18 protein-coding genes and 9 tRNA genes are annotated in these 21,932 nt (G+C 28.8%); 3 read left to right on the top strand and 24 right to left on the bottom strand.

The genetic code is table 11. The annotated features are described in order from the left end of the window. A partial coding sequence (locus ACX6CF_RS20460) for a glycosyltransferase (protein ID WP_458787220.1) occupies nt 1–855 on the top strand: 855 nt, incomplete at its 5' end. A 48-nt stretch (nt 856–903) separates the two neighbouring features. On the opposite strand, the gene ACX6CF_RS20455 is transcribed toward ACX6CF_RS20460, so the two are convergent. The 8 genes from ACX6CF_RS20455 to ACX6CF_RS20420 form a co-directional block, all read right to left on the bottom strand. Further along, a complete protein-coding gene (locus ACX6CF_RS20455; RefSeq protein ID WP_458787219.1) occupies nt 904–1,989 on the bottom strand; it encodes a DegT/DnrJ/EryC1/StrS family aminotransferase in 1,086 nt (361 codons plus the stop codon). Nucleotides 1,990–2,040: 51 nt separating this feature from the next. Continuing rightward, a complete protein-coding gene (locus ACX6CF_RS20450; protein WP_458787218.1) occupies nt 2,041–2,694 on the bottom strand; it encodes an acetyltransferase in 654 nt (217 codons plus the stop codon). Between the two features lie 55 nt (nt 2,695–2,749). Next, complete coding sequence (locus ACX6CF_RS20445) at nt 2,750–3,622, bottom strand: glycosyltransferase family 2 protein (protein WP_458787217.1); 873 nt, start codon at nt 3,620–3,622, stop codon at nt 2,750–2,752. A gap of 211 nt (nt 3,623–3,833) precedes the next feature. Further along, nucleotides 3,834–4,802, bottom strand: a complete 969-nt coding sequence (gene rfbB / locus ACX6CF_RS20440; RefSeq protein WP_458787216.1) for a dTDP-glucose 4,6-dehydratase — start codon at nt 4,800–4,802, stop codon at nt 3,834–3,836. Continuing rightward, nucleotides 4,799–5,374 (bottom strand): dTDP-4-dehydrorhamnose 3,5-epimerase, encoded by a 576-nt coding sequence (gene rfbC / locus ACX6CF_RS20435; protein ID WP_458787215.1) that lies wholly within the window; start codon nt 5,372–5,374, stop codon nt 4,799–4,801. The genes rfbB and rfbC overlap by 4 nt, the downstream gene beginning before the upstream one ends. A gap of 6 nt (nt 5,375–5,380) precedes the next feature. Next, a complete protein-coding gene (gene rfbA, locus ACX6CF_RS20430; RefSeq protein WP_458787214.1) occupies nt 5,381–6,247 on the bottom strand; it encodes a glucose-1-phosphate thymidylyltransferase RfbA in 867 nt (288 codons plus the stop codon). A gap of 176 nt (nt 6,248–6,423) precedes the next feature. Continuing rightward, a complete protein-coding gene (locus ACX6CF_RS20425; protein ID WP_458787213.1) occupies nt 6,424–7,440 on the bottom strand; it encodes a glycosyltransferase in 1,017 nt (338 codons plus the stop codon). Then, complete coding sequence (locus ACX6CF_RS20420) at nt 7,437–8,456, bottom strand: glycosyltransferase family 4 protein (protein ID WP_458787212.1); 1,020 nt, start codon at nt 8,454–8,456, stop codon at nt 7,437–7,439. The genes ACX6CF_RS20425 and ACX6CF_RS20420 overlap by 4 nt, the downstream gene beginning before the upstream one ends. A 181-nt stretch (nt 8,457–8,637) precedes the next feature. Between ACX6CF_RS20420 and ACX6CF_RS20415 the strand changes: the two genes are divergently transcribed. After that, nucleotides 8,638–8,850, top strand: a complete 213-nt coding sequence (locus ACX6CF_RS20415; RefSeq protein ID WP_458787211.1) for a hypothetical protein — start codon at nt 8,638–8,640, stop codon at nt 8,848–8,850. A gap of 61 nt (nt 8,851–8,911) precedes the next feature. Here ACX6CF_RS20415 and ACX6CF_RS20410 read toward each other — a convergent pair whose 3' ends face one another. Genes ACX6CF_RS20410 through ACX6CF_RS20400 form a run of 3 tightly spaced genes read right to left on the bottom strand, consistent with a single transcriptional unit; the run spans nt 8,912 to nt 11,595 of the window. Continuing rightward, nucleotides 8,912–10,036, bottom strand: coding sequence for a DegT/DnrJ/EryC1/StrS family aminotransferase (locus tag ACX6CF_RS20410; protein WP_458787210.1), 1,125 nt, complete (start codon nt 10,034–10,036; stop codon nt 8,912–8,914). 1 nt (nt 10,037) lies between these two features. Continuing rightward, nucleotides 10,038–10,613: an acyltransferase gene (locus ACX6CF_RS20405; protein WP_458787209.1), complete on the bottom strand. Its 576-nt coding sequence runs from the start codon at nt 10,611–10,613 to the stop codon at nt 10,038–10,040. Further along, nucleotides 10,606–11,595, bottom strand: a complete 990-nt coding sequence (locus ACX6CF_RS20400; RefSeq protein WP_458787208.1) for a Gfo/Idh/MocA family protein — start codon at nt 11,593–11,595, stop codon at nt 10,606–10,608. Before ACX6CF_RS20400 ends, ACX6CF_RS20405 begins: the two co-directional genes overlap by 8 nt. Before the next feature lie 219 nt (nt 11,596–11,814). Between ACX6CF_RS20400 and ACX6CF_RS20395 the strand changes: the two genes are divergently transcribed. Next, complete coding sequence (locus ACX6CF_RS20395) at nt 11,815–16,020, top strand: glycosyltransferase (protein ID WP_458787207.1); 4,206 nt, start codon at nt 11,815–11,817, stop codon at nt 16,018–16,020. Nucleotides 16,021–16,115: 95 nt separating this feature from the next. On the opposite strand, the gene ACX6CF_RS20390 is transcribed toward ACX6CF_RS20395, so the two are convergent. From ACX6CF_RS20390 to ACX6CF_RS20330, 13 genes are all read right to left on the bottom strand, one after another. Beyond that, nucleotides 16,116–16,472 carry a hypothetical protein gene (locus ACX6CF_RS20390; protein ID WP_458787206.1) on the bottom strand — a complete coding sequence of 119 codons (357 nt, stop codon included), beginning with the start codon at nt 16,470–16,472 and terminating at the stop codon, nt 16,116–16,118. A 210-nt stretch (nt 16,473–16,682) separates the two neighbouring features. Beyond that, entirely contained in the window at nt 16,683–17,039 is a 357-nt protein-coding gene (locus ACX6CF_RS20385; protein WP_458787205.1) for a hypothetical protein, read from the bottom strand. Nucleotides 17,040–17,099: 60 nt separating this feature from the next. Continuing rightward, nucleotides 17,100–17,582 carry a hypothetical protein gene (locus ACX6CF_RS20380; protein ID WP_458787204.1) on the bottom strand — a complete coding sequence of 161 codons (483 nt, stop codon included), beginning with the start codon at nt 17,580–17,582 and terminating at the stop codon, nt 17,100–17,102. A 105-nt stretch (nt 17,583–17,687) separates the two neighbouring features. Beyond that, complete coding sequence (locus ACX6CF_RS20375; protein WP_458787203.1) at nt 17,688–20,237, bottom strand: methyltransferase domain-containing protein; 2,550 nt, start codon at nt 20,235–20,237, stop codon at nt 17,688–17,690. 651 nt (nt 20,238–20,888) lie between these two features. Further along, nucleotides 20,889–20,962, bottom strand: a tRNA-Arg gene (locus ACX6CF_RS20370). 48 nt (nt 20,963–21,010) lie between these two features. Then, nucleotides 21,011–21,096 (bottom strand) — tRNA-Leu (locus tag ACX6CF_RS20365). Between the two features lie 6 nt (nt 21,097–21,102). After that, nucleotides 21,103–21,175: transfer RNA gene (locus tag ACX6CF_RS20360), tRNA-Val, on the bottom strand. Between the two features lie 19 nt (nt 21,176–21,194). After that, nucleotides 21,195–21,271: transfer RNA gene (locus tag ACX6CF_RS20355), tRNA-Pro, on the bottom strand. Between the two features lie 29 nt (nt 21,272–21,300). After that, nucleotides 21,301–21,375: transfer RNA gene (locus ACX6CF_RS20350), tRNA-Asp, on the bottom strand. 26 nt (nt 21,376–21,401) lie between these two features. Continuing rightward, nucleotides 21,402–21,475 (bottom strand) — tRNA-Ile (locus tag ACX6CF_RS20345). Nucleotides 21,476–21,481: 6 nt separating this feature from the next. Continuing rightward, nucleotides 21,482–21,554: transfer RNA gene (locus tag ACX6CF_RS20340), tRNA-Thr, on the bottom strand. Nucleotides 21,555–21,595: 41 nt separating this feature from the next. Continuing rightward, nucleotides 21,596–21,667: transfer RNA gene (locus ACX6CF_RS20335), tRNA-Glu, on the bottom strand. An 11-nt stretch (nt 21,668–21,678) separates the two neighbouring features. Then, nucleotides 21,679–21,750 (bottom strand) — tRNA-Asn (locus tag ACX6CF_RS20330). Between the last annotated feature and the right edge of the window lie 182 nt (nt 21,751–21,932).

Below are 21,932 nucleotides of genomic sequence, written 5' to 3'. Positions count from 1 at the left end.
TGGGGGATTAGTATTTTCATTCAATGTCCTGCTCACACTAAAAAATATATAGAACATCTAAAAGGTAAAGTCAACTTAATTCATATAGATAATGATTTTCAAGATATGAATAAAAATGATAAATTAGAAACAATAAAAATATCTGATTTAGTTATTGTGTGTACAACTCAACATAAAAAAGCTTTAAAGGAATTTACCAATGCACCTATTGAAGTTGTTTCATGTATGATTGATTTTGAAAACTATAACTATATACCAATTAGTCAAAAAACAAATAATCCTCTTATTATTAGTTGGCAACAGGCATGTGCAGATGCTTATACAAATGATTTATTAATGATTGCAGATTCTTTATTCAGAATACATAAAAATTATAACACTGAACTTCATCTATATGGATGGCATATGGGCAAGGATTATCCTGATCAACGACGTGAAGTCAGTAAAAAATTACCCTTTGCTACTTTCATAGAGTATCAACCTCTTACAAAATATTTTACTGACATAGTTCCAAAGATTGCTCTGTCTGATGTTTTTATTATGCCATACATTAAGCACAAAGGAAGATGGGGAAAAAGTGCTTTTGGATTAAAAAGATTAATGTTATTAGGTTTACCTATCGTTGCATCTGATACAGAGCATCATAGAACTTTAATAAAAAATGGTGAAAATGGTTTTCTAGCTAATACTTCTCAACAATGGTATAAAAATCTAGAATCTTTAATCACTAGTACAGAATTAAGAGAAACCTTTGCAACGAAGTCAAAAGAATTTATCGAAACAGAATATAGTAATCATAAGCTAATAAGAGAATTTATTAACGCTGTTAATAAACATATTCTAATTTTTGATTAATCAATAGAGAAAAAACCATGTTCCTATAATTGAACTGGTTTTTCTCTATTATCTATAACTAATATTTTGCTTAATGATGTTGATTATTTTATCTTGATTCTGTTTATCTAATGAATTGTATATAGGTAAACATAAAATTCTTATTGATATATCATCGGATCTTTGCATGTCTTGATCTTGAACATATGGTAATTTATTCAATGAAGGATAAAAATATCGTCTAGGCATAATATCATTTTCTAATAATTTGTCTCTTACTTTTATTAATTCATCTTCGCATCTAAATATAATTGGAAAATAAGAATAATTTATTGTACATCTTTCATCAATTTGCTGAAATTTTACAGATGATATTTCTTTAAAGGATTTTATATAATATTCATACGTTTCTTTTCTTTGTTCAATTATCGCATCAATATCATCTAATACGCACAGACCCATGGCAGCTTGGAATTCATTCATTTTAGCATTTATTCCCAACTCAACAATATTCTCGTGGGAAGCAAACCCAAAATTAATCATTTTTTTTACTTTAGCATTAAGTTCATCATTCCGTATTATTAAAGCTCCACCTTCTATGGTATGAAATATTTTAGTCGCATGAAAACTTAATATACTGATATCTCCATAATTAAGTATACTTTTTCCTTTATACTTTACACCAAAACAATGTGCGGCATCATATATTACTTTTAAATCATTTTCATCAGCAATATTTTTTATTTTCTCTACGTCACATCCATTTCCAAAAACATGAGTTGGAACTATACACGATGTTTCATTAGTAATTTGATCTTCTATTTTATTAACATCAATATTGAAAGTATTTTCGTCTATATCAACATATCTAGGCTTTAAACCTTCCCACACTAAACTACTTGTTGTAGCAACAAATGAAAAAGGTGTTGTGATTACTTCACCAGAAACACCTAAAACTTTGTAAGCAACTTGAAGTGCCAAGGTTCCATTAGACACTAAAATCAAATTTCTAATCCCTAAATATTTTTCTAATCTATTTTCTAACTCTCTAACTAATTCACCATTATTTGTTATCCAACCTGAATTATATATTCTATTAATATACTCCTTATATTTATTAATATTTGGCAAATAAGTTTTCGTAACATTAATCATAGTTACACCCACTCTTACACTATTCAAATAAAATATTATACTATCTTTCTATCACAAATATCTATCTCCTTGATTTCGTTTCCTTACTACTTTACAAGGTGTCCCATAAGCAACGGTATAAGATGGAATATCCTTTATTACTGTTGCTCCAGCACCAATAACTGTATGATTACCTATAAATCTATTTTGAATTATATTCGTACCTAATCCAACACCTGAAAAATCTCCTATTCTTACATGTCCCCCTGTAGTAACACTAGGTGATATAGATACATAATTACCTATAATATTATCATGGTCAATTGATGCTTTGCTATTTATTATACAATGATTACCTATTATCGAATCACTGTTAATAACAGCACCGGCCATTAGTACGCTACCTTCTCCTATCTTTACACCTCTGGCAATAGATGTATACGGATGAATGCATGTAATAAATTCAAACATAGGGTTTATATCCTTTATCAACGATACCATCTTGTAACGTGTCCAATTATCTCCTATTGCAACTATTCCCTCAGATATTTTATCCAAAACCAAGTAATCTTGTTTATTCCCAACAATATTATAACCAAAATGATTCTCATCTTTTTCTTTAAACGGATCAATTAATCCAACTATATTAAACTCACATTGTTTTTCTATAATATCAATAATTACTTTTGCATGTCCTCCAGCTCCAAAAACAATGATATCTCTCATTTTTCAAGCCTCCATTTCTGAAATACTAAACATATTTTTGTAACTAATTATATGATTAGTTAGCATTTTGTATGAAAAACCGAAAATTCTCTTCTGCCATTTTCTTATTATAATAATGTTTTTTTATAGAATTAGGATCATGTATTGAGGCGCAGAAAATTGAACGTTTTCCCGAATTGACTTCCTCAAAATACGTAGTTTCCTTTTCTTTTATTAACTTAGCAAATTTATCATGACAATAATTCAACTTGTGGACATCAAAACATGTTTTTTTCCCTTTGACTAAAGAACATCTATTTTTATATAAACAATGATTACAACATACAAATTGAGGTTGTATTAGTTGCACCTCAGGCAAATATCCTGTAACATAAGGTGTATAATTATTTATTCGAATACCCATATCTATATCTGCTCCATAAGTTTCTTCATTCCAATAACCTATATAGTTAAATACTTCAGGTCTTATACAATTACAACATCCTAAAATCATATTATGTTGGTAATAGCTAATACCATCTTTTCTACAGAGTGTTGGTGTTATCTTCTTTTGTTTGAATAGACCCTCTCTAACACCACCTAATAATCCTACTTCTGGAAAATTATTCATCACTTCCATAAATCTTGAAATCCAATCTTTTGTTTCTATATATACATCATTTTCTACTAAAATAAAATATTGGTCTTTTTTCCTTCTGCTCAAAGCATAATTTATAGCATAAACAACTCCACAGTTCTGAATAAATCTTTTTTTACATTTTATTCTATCATCTTTAACTGACTGTAAATATTCCCATGTATCATCTGTTGAATTATTATCAATAATATATAATTCAAAATCATCTGTTGTATCAAGCAAAGCCTGTAGATTCTGTACAGTTAGTCCAACTCTGTTCCATGTTACAAAACATACTAGTGGAGCCGACATTAAAACATTCCCTTCATATTAATTATTTGTCACTATACATTATATGAATAATCATTGATGATAGTTACCTAGCTATACATTTTAAGTACATTAATATAGCACAAAAAAAGAATTCCAATATTATATAACATTATAGAATTCCTCACTATTCTCTCTCTTCAGTTTATCTGCTAATCATAATTCATCTTAATTATGTAGAGTTTTCAACTCACTAATTAATTATTTTTCTCCACCATTCCTTATTATCTAAATACCATTTGATAGTTTCTTTAATTCCTTCTTCAAATCTATAGGTAGGTTTCCAATCTAATTGTTCTATTATCTTTGTAGCATCTATGGCATATCTGATATCATGACCTAATCTATCATCTACAAATTGAATTAATGATTCGTCCTTATTTAGGTAATCTATTATTAGTCTAACGATAAACAGATTATTCCTCTCATTATTAGTACCAATATTATAGACTTCTCCTACTTCTCCATAATGAAGAACTTTATCTATTGCAGAACAATGGTCTTTTACATGAATCCAATCACGAATATTCAAACCATTTCCGTAAACTGGGAGTGGTTCATTATCACATGCACGACTTATCATTAATGGAATTAATTTTTCTGGATATTGATAAGCACCATAATTATTAGAACATCTCGTAATATTTATAGGCAACTTATAAGTCTCATAATATGCCTTAACTAATAAATCTGCACTAGCTTTACTTGCTGAATACGGATTATTAGGTGATATAGGTGTTTTTTCTGTAAAATATCCTGTGGCTCCTAATGAACCATAGACTTCATCTGTAGAAATTTGAATATACTTTTTCACATTATATTTTTTAGAGGCATCCAATAGAACCCCCGTACCCATCACATTTGTCTTGATAAATGCATTACTACTACTGATACTTCTATCTACATGACTTTCTGCCGCAAAATTAATGATATAATCTACACCTTTTTCCATAACTTCATTGACTGTTTCTATATTGGATATATCACCTTTAATAAAGACATAATTAGGATTATCTTCTATATCTATCAAGTTATCTAGATTCCCAGCATAAGTCAATGCATCAAGATTAATTACTCTATAGTCATTATACTTATCTATAATATATCTAATGAAGTTACTGCCGATAAATCCAGCTCCACCTGTAACCAAAATTGTTTTCATTTTCTCACCTCTAATCCTATTAATTTTTCGTTATCTCCAAATTCGGGCCAAATTTTATCTTTATCTGAAAGTATAATATTATCAACCTTATCTAGTGGCCAGTTAATGTCTATCTTATGATCGTTCCATACAATTCCTGCTTCATATTGTTTATTGTAGTAATCAGTACATTTATATATGAACTTAGCATAATTTGACAATACTAGAAAACCATGTGCAAAACCTTCTGGTATATAAAACTGTTTTTGGTTATCACTTGATAGAATTACACCATAAGATTTTCCATAAGTATTACTGTTTTCTCTTAAATCAACTGCAACATCAAAAACTTCTCCCATAACAACCCTTACCAATTTCCCTTGTGGATATTTATATTGATAATGCAACCCTCTCAAAACACCTTTTTTTGAAAGAGATTCATTAGATTGTACAAAAACTGTATTAAGACCTGCATCTGCAAAATCTTTACTATTATAACTTTCCATGAAATATCCACGACCATCTTGAAATACTTTTGGCTCTATTACATATAGATCTTTTATATCAGTTTCAATAAAATTAAACTTCCCCATTTATTTCTACCTCTCTAATATATTTTTTAGATATTGTCCATACTCAGTTTTAATCATTGATTCAGCTAATTTTAGTAACTGATATTTATTGATATATTGTTTTTTATATGCAATTTCTTCTAGGCACGCAATATATATTTTTTGCTGCTTTTGTATAGTTTCAACGAAGTTAGCCGCATTAAGAAGCCCTTGGTAAGTTCCAGTATCAAACCATGATATACCTTCTTCTAGTATCTCAACTTTCAAATTATTATTCTTCATGTATACTTTATTAACATCTGTAATCTCTAGCTCATTTCTATCTGATGGCTTAATGTTCTCAGCTATATCTATAACATCATTATCGTAAAAATATAATCCCGGTACAGCAAAATTAGATTTTGGATATTGAGGTTTCTCTTCTATAGAAACTACATTTGAATTATCATCAAATTCTACTACACCATAATGAATTGGATCTTTCACACTATAACCAAAAATTGTAGTACCTTTTTTTCTTTTAACAGTTTTTTGTAAAATACTATTTAATTTTTCTCCATAAAAAACATTGTCTCCAAGTATTAATGCAATTGAACTTTTTCCTATGAATTGTTTTCCAACAATAAATGCATCTGCTATGCCTTTGGGTTTAATTTGAATGTTATAGGATAATGATATTCCAAATCTAGAGCCATCGCCTAGTAGTTCTTTATAACTGCCAATATCCCTTGGTGTAGATATTATAAGTATATCTCTAATACCAGATTCCATCAATGTCGCAAGGGGATAATATATCATTGGTTTATCATAAATAGGTAACATTTGCTTAGATATTGCTTTTGTTAAAGGATATAGTCTTGTACCAGATCCTCCTGCTAATATAATACCCTTCATGTTTCACCTCTTTTATATACAAGTTGTCTTATTTCATTTTATTAAAATTAATTCAGAAACGTTACAATATAAAAATTATTCACAATGAATAAATAGCTAATTAATATATTTTAAAGAATTCTCTTCAATAATTTTAACATCTAAAGTAATAGTGGTAAAGAACTTAAATATATTAACTATCTAAAATCAGGTATATATTTTTTTATTGCATCTATAAATATATTAACACAATTATCATAACTATATTTAGTATCAATCAAATTTCTACCTGTAAGAGAAAATTTTTTTCTTAAATCTGGTCCAATAATTAATTGTCTGAGTTTTTGATACCATTCATCTCTAGTTGTTGCCATATAACCATTAATCCCATCTTGAATTAATTCTTTATGAATACCTATATTAGAAACGACAACTGGTACGCCTAACATCATAATCCTTTTTAGACCGAATCCAGCTTTACCATATCTATCAGGTATATTTAGATAAGGTACGATAAATATATCCGACATAGCAATTTTGGGTACAATATGCCTAATATAATCATCATATGGCATAAAAGAAATAAATTCAGCAAAAGGCAAATATTTTTTAACAAAGTCTCGATTATCTGGTTTTCCATAATGCTTCCCTTCATGCCATCCATATAGTTGTAATCTAACTCCATACTCTTTATGAAGATTGATTAATGGATGCTTTATGCTTAATAAATCAGATATATACACATCAGCCAGACTTTGCTGCCAACTAATTATCAATGGATTATTTTTTCTTTTCTCAAATGGTGCATAGATGTAATTTTCAAAATCATGTATAGATGTAATAGTTTCAACGGGTGTCTTAGTGTATTTATGCATTAGCGTCTCATGTTGCTTATTTCCTACTAAAATAAGATCTGCAACATTTAATGTATCAATATGATTCTTATCATTCATTCCCAAAAAATCATCATCTATATATATTAAAGGAACTTTTCCTTTTACATGTTTTACATCTCTATAGCTATGTCCCTTATCAAAAGTTTTTTGAAATATTATAATATCACAACTTATTTTTCTTAGTATTTCTCTTTTCCTATTATATTCTTGTACTATTTCAATATTATAACCTCGTTTTTTTAAAGCATCAGCAAATAATTTTCCTGAAATGGTAGTAGGAGCTAAATTATTATTTGATAAAAAAATTTTTATATTCACTGTACCACATCCGAATTGTTTACTAGATTATTAATTTCTATAAAATATTTTTCACACATTTTCTCTAAAGTAAATCTTTTACTTCTCTCTTTTATTTTCTCTTCATAGTAATCATAATCATCTAATGTTTTTAATATCTGATTGGCCATACTTTTAATATTCATTATTGGAAAATGTTCAAATGATGGTTCACATTCTCCTCGTAGACCAGCATCCCCTAGAAGTTCTGGAGTACTGCCTAAATTAAGACCTACTATTGGCTTGCCCACGTTCATTGCTTCGATGATTAAATTAGAACAAGCATCGTTTGGTCTAGTGTGTAATACTATGTCAGAAGTACGTATATACTCTGGCATTCTCTCTCTTGGAATCGGTGTCCTAAGATTATATCTTGTGATATTATTAAGATTTGCTCTCCTAATTATTTGTTCTACGTATGGATAAGCTTCTCCAAGAACCCAGAATTCTATATCTTTTCGATGAGCTAATTCTTTTGCTATGTTTATAATATTATTAATACTGTATTCTGCCATTAACTCGGGTCCCCAATAAGCTATTGATAATACTATTTTCTTATCTTCTGGCCTGGGAAGTATCTTACCTTTTTCTTTAAATACATTAGTATTCGCTCCATTATAGATTACAACTCCGGGTAATTCTTTTCCATTAAATAATTGACTAGCCATAATTCTAGAAAAATCACTTTGATATATAATTTTGTCAGCTAACTTCATAGAATCTGCTATAAGACCATTTAATCTAATAGTTGTTCTGTTATCTGTTAAAAAATTATAATAAATACCATCCATTCTATATAATATCTTAGTATTTCTTTCCTTCATTCTCTTTAACTCGTCAGGGGTAGAATAAAAAGCCAAAGTTATGAAAACATCAACTTTTTCATCTTTAGAAAAATAGACTTGATGTCCCTTGGACGCACAATAGTTGCTAAAAACTTTGACCCATGTTCTAGTTCCACCTCCACCTTCTGGCTTTACTGGAAATCCTATTTTCATATAACACCTCTTTTTTTATACAAGCTATAATTTATTATATTAAAAATATCTATATAATGTTACTAGACACACTTCTTCATAAAATACACTTAATATAATAAATAACTGCTAATCCAAACAATTATTCTCCTAGCTTGTCACAATTTTATATACTATCGAATAATATAAATTAGGAAATTATATGAAAGGAGTGTTACTATGTTTGGTTATGGTTGTTGTTGTAGAGGATATGGTTATGGTGGCTACGGTTATGGCGGCGGTTATGGCGGTTATGGTTATGGTTATGGCGGATATGGCGGTTGCTGTGGCGGTTGCTGTAGTTGTTGTTGCGGTTGCTGTTGTGGATGTAGAAGAAGATGCTGCTGTGGTTTTGGAAGCTATTATTAATTTATAGTTAAATCGGACATGTTTATGGATAAAAGGGATCTTTCTCTTTTATCCTGTTTTTTAAATTATTATTTTATAGTTTTTAATGCTTTAATTATTTTCCCTAATTTTTTATTTGTAAGATATGGGTACATTGGTAGACTAAAAATTCTACTACTTACCTCTTCAGCTATATGGAAATCACCTATCTTATAGCCGAGATTTTTATATACCCCTTGTAAATGTAAAGGTTTCTGGTAATAAATAGACGTTTTTATCCCTTCATCTTCTAAGGAATGCATAATCCTCTTTCTTTCATCATAATCCTTTGCTAAAACGGAATATTGAGCCCACACTGATGTACAACCTACTGGAATCTCAGGAACTGTAACAATATCTATCAACTCACTAGAATAATCCCTAGCAACTTGATTTCTTAATCTAAGTTCTTCATCAAATACTGATAATTTGGCAAGTAATATGGCCCCTTGAATAGTATCAAGTCTACCATTTATCCCAGTCCTTACATTGTCATATTTATTACTACCTTTCCCATGGACCCTAAGGGATTTAACTTTATCACTTAAATCTGTATCATCGGTAAATACTGCGCCTCCATCTCCATAACAGCCAAGAGGTTTCGCGGGGAAAAAAGAAGTACATCCAGCATCACCGAAACTACCTCCACGTTTTTCTTTATACATGCTACCAAAACTCTGTGCAGCATCTTCTAGTACTTTTATATTATATTTTAAAGCTATCTTTTCTATACTTTGATAATCAGCAGGTAATCCAAATAAATCTACTGGGATAACTGCTTTTGGCGTTAATTTATCTTCATTCAATGTTTGTTTCACAGCTTTGTCAAGTAATTTTGGATCTATATTATATGTTCGTTTATCTATATCAACGAACACAGGTGTTGCACCTAACAAGGTTATTACTTCAGATGTTGATATAAATGTGAAAGGTGTAGTAAAAACTGCATCTCCTGGTCCTATTTCCCATGCCATTAATGTAAGCATTAATGCATCTGTTCCACTTGAACAAGAAATTGCATGTTTTACCCCTACATATTCTGCTAATTTCTCTTCTAATTCATAAACTTCTGGACCCATAATGAATCTACCATGTTTTAGTACATCATCAATCCTCTTATCTATACTAAGTTTTAATTTTTTATACTGTAAAGTTAAATCATTCATCTGTATCATACTATTTCACCTCCATAATTCTATCATTAATTTTTTCATAACATCTTTTACACTTTTTACATATCAGATCGCCTGTCAACCTTTCTCCACATTCACACACCCATCCCATTTGTCTAGCTGGTACTCCAACCATCAAAGCATAGTCAGGTACATCAGAACATACAACAGCTCCTGCGGCTATTAGAGAATGGCAACCTATCTTATTTCCACAAACTATAGTAGCATTAGCGCAAATAGAAGCTCCTTCCTTCACTAACGTCTTACGATAATCATCACCACCTTTTACTGGATATTTACTCCTTGGATATTTTACATTAGTAAAAACAATTGAAGGTCCACAGAAAACATAATCTTCAAGCTCAACACCTTCATAAACAGATACATTATTTTGTATCTTGACATTATTACCAATCATTACATTATTAGCTATATTTACACTTTGTCCAATTACACAATTTTCTCCAATCCTTGCCCCTTTTTGTATATGAGAGAAATACCATATTTTTGTTCCATCACCTATACTAACGTTATCATCAATATACGTACTTTCATGGACATAATAATTATTATTACTCATTTTCTTCTACCTCCTTTTCTATGTTACAACTAACTTTATTAGTAATCTCTTCAAGTATTTCTATAACTTCAAGACCACTCTTTCCATCGGCTATTTTTAATTGTGGATCATCTATAGATTTTATAAAATATTCTAATTCGTTCTTTAATGGTTCTGCTTTATCATATTCTATAACTTCTGTACCTTCATCACATTTTATTGGCTTACCATTTTCCCATTTTATTATCTTATCATAATAATAAATATTTTTATCCATACCTGAATCGCTGAAATACAACATACCTTTATCACCTATTGCAATTATTCTTTGTTCTTTAAAAGGATGCAGCCATGAAACAAATACATGTGCATCAATTTCACTTTCGTATGTAAAATTAGCGATCACTATATCAGGAATATTTTTCTGAAGCAGACAACTTCCTACAGCTTCAATATCTGTTGGTAATTCATCCATTAGATAATTCAAAATAGAAATATCATGAGGTGCCAATGAGAAACAAACATTCTCTCTAGTACGTACAGTTCCAAAATTCAACCTTGTGGTATATAAATATAATATTTTCCCAATTTTACCATTATTAATTAATTGTTTTAGTTTAATTATTGCTGGATGAAATAGTAGAAGATGACCAACCATTAATTGGCAATGATTTTCTTTAGATAAATCTATTAGTACTCTAACTTCTCTCGACGTAAGTGCAATAGGTTTTTCAATAAGTACATTTTTCTTTGCTTCAAGAATTAATTTACCTATTTTAAAATGTGTATCCGCTGGAGTTGCTAATACGTATCCATCGTAATCATCTACAAATGAATCCTCCATTTTTGCATAACCTTCTACTCCATTATATTTACTTAGGAATTGGTTAAGGATTATATTATCGCTTTCCACTATTCCACCAAGATTCCCCATTTCATTCAGTGTTCTTATATGGTTTTTCCCCCAGCGTCCTGCTCCTATAACACATATTCTTTTATTCATAATTTCTCCTACTTCTTATATGTTCAATAAGCTAGTGACTTTTTAATTAAAAGAACTAAATCTTATTTTGTTAGTATAGTTTATGATATCAAATCTGAATAGTTACATTAATCACTAACTCCATCAGACAATTAAGTAACACAACAATAAAACTGATAATACTTTAATAATATAAAAAGTTATAACCATTTACTCATAAATCAAATAAAGGAGATATCTATGATTAGTCTAAGCATAATAATACATCAAGATCAACAAGATCCAAAAAATATATTTGAATTGATTAAACCACTAATCATCAATTATGATACAGAACTTATAATCATTAGTAATACTAGTGATACTTTTGACATTTCTTATGATTATTCAGTTCTTAAATATAATAATGATTACCCTACTTTAAAAGAATATTGTATATATTCATCAACAAATAAAAGAATCATGGTTATTGATAAAGGTTTTATTATAACTCCTGAATTAGTGACATCAATTGAAAATGAATTAAGCAAAGATGATTACAGAAACATAAGCATCAATGTAAAAACTTATCTATCAGAAGATAAAAAGGTTTCATTTACTCGTGAAGAAGTATTAGTATACAATAGAGGTGTACAAGGTTTTAACAATAATCTAGATTTAACCATTGATGATATAAGTTTCATTAACTACAATAATATCGAAAGAACTATTGATCTATTAATAGAGAAACATCATTATCGAGAGCTTTTAGTATGGTATAAAAATTATATATCAAATAAGAATTCAGATACTCACTCTCTTTTTTATACTACATTAGAAAGAAAAAAATACAATATGAATTCTCAAAATATATTAGACCTAGAAAAAGTATTCATTGATTCTCAAATAGAAAATAGTTATATCGATTATATTAGAATTAAGAATATAAAGAAAGATAATGTAAATCAATACTATACCAGTATAAAAAATAATTATAAATCCATTGATTCTGAAAAAGAAATTTATTATAGCTGGTTAATTTATGATTTTATTTCAGATAATATTTTACCCAATTTTATTATTAATCTTGATGATAGCTCCCAAAAAAAATTTCTTGAATATATTTTAGAAAATATTGATGACTGTGAGCAATATCTATACCATATCATAATAAATTATCATAACAAAATTTCTAAGGACGATACTGATGGATTAAAAACCTATTTATCATTAATAGAAAACTACATGAATTTTATGGGTAATAAATCTGAAACTCCTGAAATTAGACATAAACTAATAACTGTGTTTGAGTTATATATACTATATTGTAATATACATGATAACCAGCTTAATGAATCTGATATTAGATTTCTCAACTTATTTAACGAAGCTTCCAATTTAAAAGAAAATAACTTGATAGAAAAATCTATTAATGTCTTAATGGACGCATCTAAAGAGTTCCCTGAAAAAGCTAAGATACTCTATTATTATATTCAAAAATTGAGATATGAATATGATGTTTATCCATATATCCTTAGTATATGTATGATAGTAAAAAACGAAGAAAAAAATATTGATAGATGTCTTAAAAGTTTAAAGCCTCTTGTTGATTCTTCTCTAGCAGAAATCATAATAGTTGATACTGGTTCAGATGATAACACTGTTGAAATCGCTAAAAATTACACAAAAAATATATTTTATTACAATTGGACAGGAAATTTTTCAGATGCTAGAAATTATTGCAACCTTTTCGCTAGTGGTAGATACATCTTTACAATGGATGCTGATGAAGAGTTAATGGAAGATGAAATCGAAAAAATAATTAATGAGTTTACCGCCACTGATTATCTAGCTTATAATACCTTCACAATGACTATAATAAGTTACACAGATATCCAGTTAACAAAATTTTCTGGCTTGACACAATCACGTATATTTGGAAATAATACAAAATTTTACTACTCAAGTGCTATTCACAATCAAGCTATGATAAATAATCCTATTAAAAATCTAGATATATCCATTACTCACTACGGATATATAATGACTGAAGATATTAAAGAGAAAAAATTTCAAAGAACTTCTACTTTACTAAAAAAAGAATTAGAAAAAGACCCTCGTAACGCATATTATAGATATCAATTGAGCACTAGTTATGGCATGTATGGTGATGTCAATAATGCAATTCGACAAGTTGATATATTCATGAATATTATTAATGAAAACAAAATAATTAATGATATTACTATAATGTATCTTAACAATGCTGCAGCTATTTATTGTAATGGCTATAAATTCGATAAAGCTGATAAAGTAATAAATACTGCTCTTAGCTACAAACCTGATTTTATAGATTTTATATATTATAAAGCTTATATACTTTTCAATACTGAAAAATATGTGGAAGCCCTACCCTATATTGAAAAATATCTTATCATGGTTAAAGATTTTTTTAAATCTGCTATAGCCAAAGACGGCAGATATGCATTTTATACATTAGGATACAAAAGCAAAGCAGTTAGATTCTATATTGTCATGAACTATAGATTAAAACAATATATAAATTGCATCCATAAAGTATATGAAATTGATGATGATTTGACCTTAAAAAATTGTTTGTATGAAATTGTAAATTCCTATTTTTATACCAATAGATATAAAGAACTCATAGAATTTTATAGAAATAAAATAATATCAAGTAAAATAGATGGTATTGAGAATGTTTTTATATTCTTCATAATCAAAAGAATTATTCAATTAACCGATATTCAGATCAATAAATTTTATTCTTCTTTCAATCTAGAAACTGATATTGATTTTATAGATAAAGTGAAAAATCAATCAAAGGAGAGTATATATAATGCTAATAATAATTACCTTGATTTAATCCAACAATATGATGTTGATGGAATGGATCTTGATGGAGCGAATGAAATATTATTATCTGTTGTCCCAATATTTAATAGAAATGAATTTGATTATTCAAATATTGTAGAGATATGTAGAATTAAACGAGCAGCTCAAGTTATATTACATCGCACTAACGAATTAATAAATAATGATATAATAACAAATGAACAAATTATCAATATATTTAGTAAATATATTAAGATTTGTATAAAGATTATTAGGCTTAATAAAAGTGATATACTTGAAAAAAGAGAAAGCTCATTTGTGACAAAGATTGTTAATGCATTTAATGAAAACATAGAAAATATTAATTATGGTTTAAAACTAGCTGAAAAGGCCATAATTGAATATCCAGAAATGAATGATATCATAGAATTAGTTATTAAACCTATAAATAATGCTAAGTATAATTATCATAATACAAATATGGAACACAATAATATTCAGTTGGATTATGCTTCTATCAAAAATAATATTGAACTAAAATTAACTAATAATAATTCAGTTGATATATCAAAAACACGAATCAATAATAACAATATAAGAGTATTTATGGGTACAACAGATCCAACTGTAAAAACGATAAATTTACGAAATATATTAAATAAACATGGAATTGATACTAAACTTCTAAACTATATCCCAAATTATAATTTTAATAATCCTGATTATATCTTAGATATATATAAGTTTACATCTGATGAGAAATTATTGAATAGTATAATAGATATTACAGCCAAAATGATACCCATGTTTGATGTTTTCCATTTTAATTACCTTAGTTCATTAACATTAAATAATTTAGACCTATGTATTTTGAAAGAATATGATAAAAAACTTTTTATGCATCTATGGGATAAAGAAGTCCGTATTACATCTCAAGCGATAAAATATAATCCTTATATCAGACTAGATAGTGTACATGATGATAATATTAAAAGATCTTTATATACTATTTCCAAATATATACCTAACTGTATCATTAGTAATTGGGAGCTTAATAACTATGTAAAAAATTTTTTTGATACTATCAATTATATCAGTCCAATGCTAGATATTACTAAATATATAAACAATCCTTCCCATGATTATAATAAAAAGCAAAATCAAAAATTCACAATTGCTTGTACTCCATCTGTCACTAAATCTAATGGAATAAAATATGTTCTAAAAGCGATAAATGAATTAAAAATCCACTATGATATTGTTCTTCTACAAATGCAAGAATTATCCTGGGAAAACAAATTATTGGTTTATAAACAATCAGATTTAGTTATTGATGAAATAACTACAGGTAATTATACTTATCATGCTATAGAGGCTATGGCATTAGAAAAGCCAGTAATTTGCTGGATTAACGATTTTATGATGGATATATATCCAAGTGAACTTCCTATAATAAATTCTCGACCAGAAAATATTAAAGATGTAATAGCTTATATAATAGATAACAAAGAAATGTTAAAATCTATTGAAAAAAAAGGAAAAGAGTATATTATAAAACATCATAATTCAGCTACAGAAATTAAAAAATTAATAAAATTATATAAAAATTAACCTATACTAGTTATCTAAAATTTTATAAGGCAAATAAGTGATATAATGTAACTATTAGATTCAAGTTTTTATTAGACATGACCTTGCTTTATTTATTAATAGTCAAACGCTGCCGCAATTACTGAAGCTATGATTGAAATTGTAGCTGATGTAGTTGCATATATTGAAACTGAGTTTAGTGGGTCAATACTTCGACTATAAATATTATTTGTGATATCTGTTGTATTAGCACCATTTATTACAACTCGTGTTTTACTTGGAACTATTTCTCCTCTTATATCAACAGTTCCTGATAGTCCGTTTAGATTTAAGGCATCCCATATTTCGAATACTCCTGATGCTCCACTTAATAATATAGACCTTTCAGTATAACCATATTGTACACTCTTATTACTTCCGCTTAAAACTGCATTACCTACACCACAACAAGAGTTTAAATTGTTACATGCCATACATTTTCACCTTTTTTCTTTAATATAAAAATATTTTCTTATATCACTTATCCTATTATAAAATGCTTTATCTGTTGTGATTTTTGGTATAGAAATCTATACCATTTCGCTATGAAAATATTAGTTATAAGCATAGAGATATTCAAGTTAAGTAATATATATATTAATAGAATTTGGCTTATAATTGCTTAGTTATGATTTTTTATATTATTAATAGTCAAATGCTGTTGCGATTACTGAAGCTATAATTGAAGTTGTAGCTGACGTAGTTGCATATATTGAAACTGAATTAAGTGGATCTATACTTCTACTAAAAATATTATTAGTTATAGCTGTGGTATTAATACCATTTATTATAACATTTGTTGTAGCTGGAATTAAATCCCCTCTTATATCAACTGTTCCTGTTAATCCATTTAAATTTAATGCATCCCATATTTCAAATACTCCAGATGCCCCAGCTAATTCTATAGTTCTTTCAGTATAACCATATTGTACACTTTTGTTGCTTCCACTTAAAACTGCACTACCTACTCCACAGCAAGAATTCAAATTATTACATCCCATATTATTTCACCCCCCTTTAATAAAAATAAGTTGAATATTATCACTTAACCTATTAGAGAATTACATAAATGCTGAACAAATACTTGAGATAGGTAACCATATATTATCATTACAAGCAGACTCTCTATATCCTATATGTTTTCTAGAACTGCGTAAATCTGATATATAGTGAATTCCTATATTATAACATATTTTACAATTATTATTATTAGGGAGATTACAATTACGCTTAACTATCAATTTATGGACATTCTGTACAGTAACAATAGTTTGCTGATGTGGTAAAATTTTAACTGCAGTATGCCTTTTACCTTTTACAATTAATTTTATTATATAATCTGATTTATTTTCTATATTTACTGTAATTGCAGCATCAATGTCAATAGATTGCCAAAGAACATTATAACAACTGTTATTTAGATAAATACTTCCACATATTACATCAGTTAATATACAATCTGAATCATGAGTACAATCCCTATTTTCCTGACAATGATATTTTCTACATCTTGCTTTTACATACATTGCAGTTTCCTCACACATTTAACTAACCTCCATATTGAATATCTCATAATATAATATGATGTAAGTAGTCATCTTGTCCCATTTTTTATACATTTTTTTATTTTGCTATAATATAATTTAAAATCATTTTTCGCATACTGCAATCATTATTTTAGTTACACATGAAATCCCCTTCACAATTTTGTAATCAACTTGTGAATAGTAATTTATGTGAGTAAAATATTTTTTTAGTAAAGTGTCAAATTCATATAAATTATATTCCTTGATATGAAATGGATTATTGATATTTTTTCTATTAACAGCATTAGGTGTAGATATAATTAATCTTCCTTTGTCTTTTAATACTCTAGATGCTTCTTTTAGATACTGCTCAACAATTTCCTCTTTGAGATGCTCCATTGTCTCAAAAGATACATATGCATCAAATTTATTATCATCATATGGTAAATCAGTCACATCCCCTTTAGTCCAATTAACGTTCGTAATTGGATAAGCCACTTCTCCAAATGTAATATTTTCTTCAGCTATATCAAGGGCTTCTACTGTATTACATAATTCTGAGAAATAAGCTGCACCATAACCAAATCCACATGCTGCTTCTAATATGTCATCATTAATAGTAATAAATTTTTTTGCTAACCTATAGCGTAGAATAATGTTTAAATATCCTGAGAGAGGCATAAATCCAGTACCAGGTATAGCTCTTTCCCACATATATATCAATTTATTACATTCTATATCTTTTTTTAAATCACTATCTAATACAAAATTTACTATATTTGAATTATTGTTATCAAATATAGTAGAATTGATTAATTGGTTTGTTAAAAAATCTATGTTATTAAATCCATTTGAGTTTTTGATATATTTGGGATATAGTATTTTCCTATTTATTTCATCCACTATTATTCCGATTAAAGTTAACTTCATTTCCTCATTATTCTCTATTATATATTCAATCAAATAGTAGTTTTCTGCTACTTTTTCTTTTTTACCAGCCAATATTTTTACAGTTGAAAAGTCATAGTTATCAATTATATCTTGAAGAGGCGATGAAAACTCATTAAGATTATCAATTACATCTTGTAAGCATTTAATATTAATCACTTCATCTTCTTTTTCTATAATCATAAAATCAGAATAGGATTGTTCAGGATATTTTTGATTAATAATTTTTTTAATCGAATATCCTTTATACTTTGTTAGATAATCAAATATATTTCTATATTTCAGATGATTTGCCAATTGGATTTCAGGTTTTTTAAGCATAGTGTAAAAAATTATATACGGACAATCAATCTTGAAAGCATCATCAAGTGTTTTAATAAAATGTTGTTCATCAGTAATATGATAAAGCACATCCAAACATACAACCATATCCGGCTTAACTTTGATATCTAATTTATCTATCATTCCTGGTTCATATAAATAGAACTCTTTATCACCATCCTTAACAAATATTTCTTTACATTTATCCACAGATACTTTTGACACATCTAAACCAACATATTTTTTATATTCAATTTTCTTAAGTTGATTACCATCCCCACATCCAAATTCAATCACAGACCCTATATCATTATTTTTAATGAAATGATTCACCATCTCGCCTTTAAAATCAGCTAAATCCCCATATGAACCTAAACCAGATGTACCTTTATTTAAATATCTTTTATCCCAATAATCTATATAGTTAAACTTGTCTTTTTTAGTATTAGTATCAACAACAGAATCAATTGTATTATTTATTTTTTTTATTTGACTACTTAATAAATAATTATCTTCTATAAAATTTCTATATTCCATGGAATTATATTCTTGTTGATTTATCATATCGTATGCTTCATTAATTGTATTCCATATATACTTATCTCTATATACGTCAAATGCACCTACAAAATCATGTATAATAGGTTTTATACCTTTAGCCATTGCTTGCATAACACTGATATTCTGTGATTCTAGAACACTTGTACAAATAATATAATCCTTATCTTCCATCCATTCATTCAGATTATCTTTCCATCCCTCATATAAAACGTTTTCAGACAAGCCCATCTCTTGGATCATTTGATTAAAGTATAATAAATATCGCTCATCTTGAAATAATCCGGCTATATATAGTTTATATCTATTATCTATATCATAAATAGCTTTAAAGGTATGCAGCAAAAGCATAGGACCCTTCTTGTAATTTATATAACCTACATAAGCAATATTATAGCCTTGTTTTCTTTCTCTGAATGTATACTTATCTATGTCTATACCATTAGGTATAGCATCAATTTTTTGATTATCTAATTTATATTTTACAGCTACATAATCTTTTATGTGTTTTGCAACAACTATAAGTTTGTCTACATTTATCCAATTAACTAAAGATGGATAGTTAGTGAATGCTTCATAACTATGCAATCTACAAACTACGTATTTTTTTGATGCAATATCAAGTTTACTTCCATAAATAAGTAACTCATCGCACCATTCAAACCAACAAATATCTGCCCATGCCATTCCCTCGTCAATTTGTGTATATTGAGTTATTATCATTTTTCTTATCTCATAGTTCTTTGATAAATTAAAAATTATTTCATCCAAAAAATTATCTAAACCTTGTTTAACAAAGAATACTAATTTTAATTTGTTACTAACTTTTGGTTCCATATCAGTCATACCATAACTCCTTTATAGCTTCTATTAAAATGTATTAAAGTGTTAGTTCATAGTATGTTTAGGAGTATATTATTGTTAATATTATGTGGAAACTAAAAAAGTCTACCATATAGGTAGACTTAAAACATAATTAATAATAGAAGTAAAATTACTGTAAGTATCGCCCAAAATCCGTATTCTTTCTTGTCATCATTAAGCCATCCGCTAGTATTTTTATAACATGTCTTCTTCATACACGTTTCCCCCAATACTAATATGTCTTATATATATATATTATCAGATAATTCAACAAAAATCAACTAATATACAAATGTATACTGTATACTCTTAATGAACTGTTTTTATCTACAGTTATTTTCTTATTTGTTATAAATATAGACATCTGATAAGTTGTTAGCTTGTAATCAAAGTTACTGAAAGATATTTACATATGTCAAATACATTGTTTTTAACTGCTGGAAAGGATAATTTTATAGACTAGATAAAGTGTTTTTCAAGAGATTTTACGATACTTTCTCCACCCGTTTTTAGTAGTCAGAAGTGGGTTATACAATTATAGTATAACTCCCCCTTTAAATTCGCCTAAAACCCTTATTTAATCAAATAAAAACCCTCGGCAAGCACTAAACTGCAAACCCAGAGTTTCTTTGACGTGCGCAAGAAGATTCGAACTCCCGGCCTTCTGATCCGTAGTCAGACGCTCTATCCAGCTGAGCTATGCGCACAAAAAACATTATTAAGATATAAAAAGCACCTAGGGTGCTATAAGTTAATGCCGGAGACCGGAATCGAACCGGTACGATCTTTAAGGACCGCAGGATTTTAAGTCCTGTGCGTCTGCCAGTTCCGCCACTCCGGCATTTAATGGGCGCAACAGGGCTCGAACCTGTGACCCCCTGCTTGTAAGGCAGGTGCTCTCCCAGCTGAGCTATGCGCCCTTCTTAAATTAGTTATGTTTGGTCTGGGTGACAAGATTTGAACTTGCGACCTCTAGAACCCCATTCTAGCGCTCTACCAAACTGAGCCACACCCAGACAACGGAGTGTAACTAACTGTCACTAAACGACCCAGAAGGGACTCGAACCCTCGACCTCCGGCGTGACAGGCCGGCGTTCTAAACCAACTGAACCACTGGGCCTAATTAGTAAATTAATAAATTATAAATGGACCTTCAGGGACTCGAACCCCGGACCAACCGGTTATGAGCCGGTTGCTCTGACCAACTGAGCTAAAGGTCCATATAAAGCCGACGATCGGACTTGAACCGATAACCTGCTGATTACAAGTCAGCTGCTCTGCCAATTGAGCCACGTCGGCATATTAATATAAATAATATGCATTAAATATTTAACATATAATGACTCGTAGGGGAATCGAACCCCTGTTACCGCCGTGAAAGGGCGGTGTCTTAACCGCTTGACCAACGAGCCTTATTATTTAACTCCCCGAGTGGGACTCGAACCTACAACCCTTCGGTTAACAGCCGAATGCTCTACCATTGAGCTATCGAGGATTACTTTTATAAACATTCAAAACAACACATTGCACAACAAATTATCCTTTAATCAACCTCTGCATTTGCTACATAACTTATATATCTTAACTCTTAGCTTAACTACTTAAGCTTGGTCAAGCCCTCGACCTATTAGTATCGGTCAGCTGAACATGTTACCATGCTTACACCTCCGACCTATC

Source organism: Vallitalea sediminicola, from assembly GCF_054408565.1.
The sequence above is the reverse complement of the archived record's forward strand: the minus strand, read 5'-3'. Positions and strand labels throughout refer to the sequence as shown.

Bases quoted from the DNA above. Each gene is read 5' to 3' on its own strand.
- ACX6CF_RS20445 (WP_458787217.1), bottom strand. From the start codon at position 3,622: ATGTCGGCTCCACTAGTATGTTTTGTAACATGGAACAGAGTTGGACTA.
- ACX6CF_RS20410 (WP_458787210.1), bottom strand. From the start codon at position 10,036: ATGATACAGATGAATGATTTAACTTTACAGTATAAAAAATTAAAACTT.
- ACX6CF_RS20395 (WP_458787207.1), top strand. From the start codon at position 11,815: ATGATTAGTCTAAGCATAATAATACATCAAGATCAACAAGATCCAAAA.
- ACX6CF_RS20380 (WP_458787204.1), bottom strand. From the start codon at position 17,582: ATGTGTGAGGAAACTGCAATGTATGTAAAAGCAAGATGTAGAAAATAT.
- rfbB (WP_458787216.1), bottom strand. From the start codon at position 4,802: ATGAAAACAATTTTGGTTACAGGTGGAGCTGGATTTATCGGCAGTAAC.
- ACX6CF_RS20455 (WP_458787219.1), bottom strand. From the start codon at position 1,989: ATGATTAATGTTACGAAAACTTATTTGCCAAATATTAATAAATATAAG.
- ACX6CF_RS20450 (WP_458787218.1), bottom strand. From the start codon at position 2,694: ATGAGAGATATCATTGTTTTTGGAGCTGGAGGACATGCAAAAGTAATT.
- ACX6CF_RS20400 (WP_458787208.1), bottom strand. From the start codon at position 11,595: ATGAATAAAAGAATATGTGTTATAGGAGCAGGACGCTGGGGGAAAAAC.
- ACX6CF_RS20405 (WP_458787209.1), bottom strand. From the start codon at position 10,613: ATGAGTAATAATAATTATTATGTCCATGAAAGTACGTATATTGATGAT.
- rfbA (WP_458787214.1), bottom strand. From the start codon at position 6,247: ATGAAGGGTATTATATTAGCAGGAGGATCTGGTACAAGACTATATCCT.
- ACX6CF_RS20415 (WP_458787211.1), top strand. From the start codon at position 8,638: ATGAAAGGAGTGTTACTATGTTTGGTTATGGTTGTTGTTGTAGAGGAT.
- ACX6CF_RS20420 (WP_458787212.1), bottom strand. From the start codon at position 8,456: ATGAAAATAGGATTTCCAGTAAAGCCAGAAGGTGGAGGTGGAACTAGA.
- ACX6CF_RS20385 (WP_458787205.1), bottom strand. From the start codon at position 17,039: ATGGGATGTAATAATTTGAATTCTTGCTGTGGAGTAGGTAGTGCAGTT.
- rfbC (WP_458787215.1), bottom strand. From the start codon at position 5,374: ATGGGGAAGTTTAATTTTATTGAAACTGATATAAAAGATCTATATGTA.
- ACX6CF_RS20375 (WP_458787203.1), bottom strand. From the start codon at position 20,237: ATGACTGATATGGAACCAAAAGTTAGTAACAAATTAAAATTAGTATTC.
- ACX6CF_RS20390 (WP_458787206.1), bottom strand. From the start codon at position 16,472: ATGGCATGTAACAATTTAAACTCTTGTTGTGGTGTAGGTAATGCAGTT.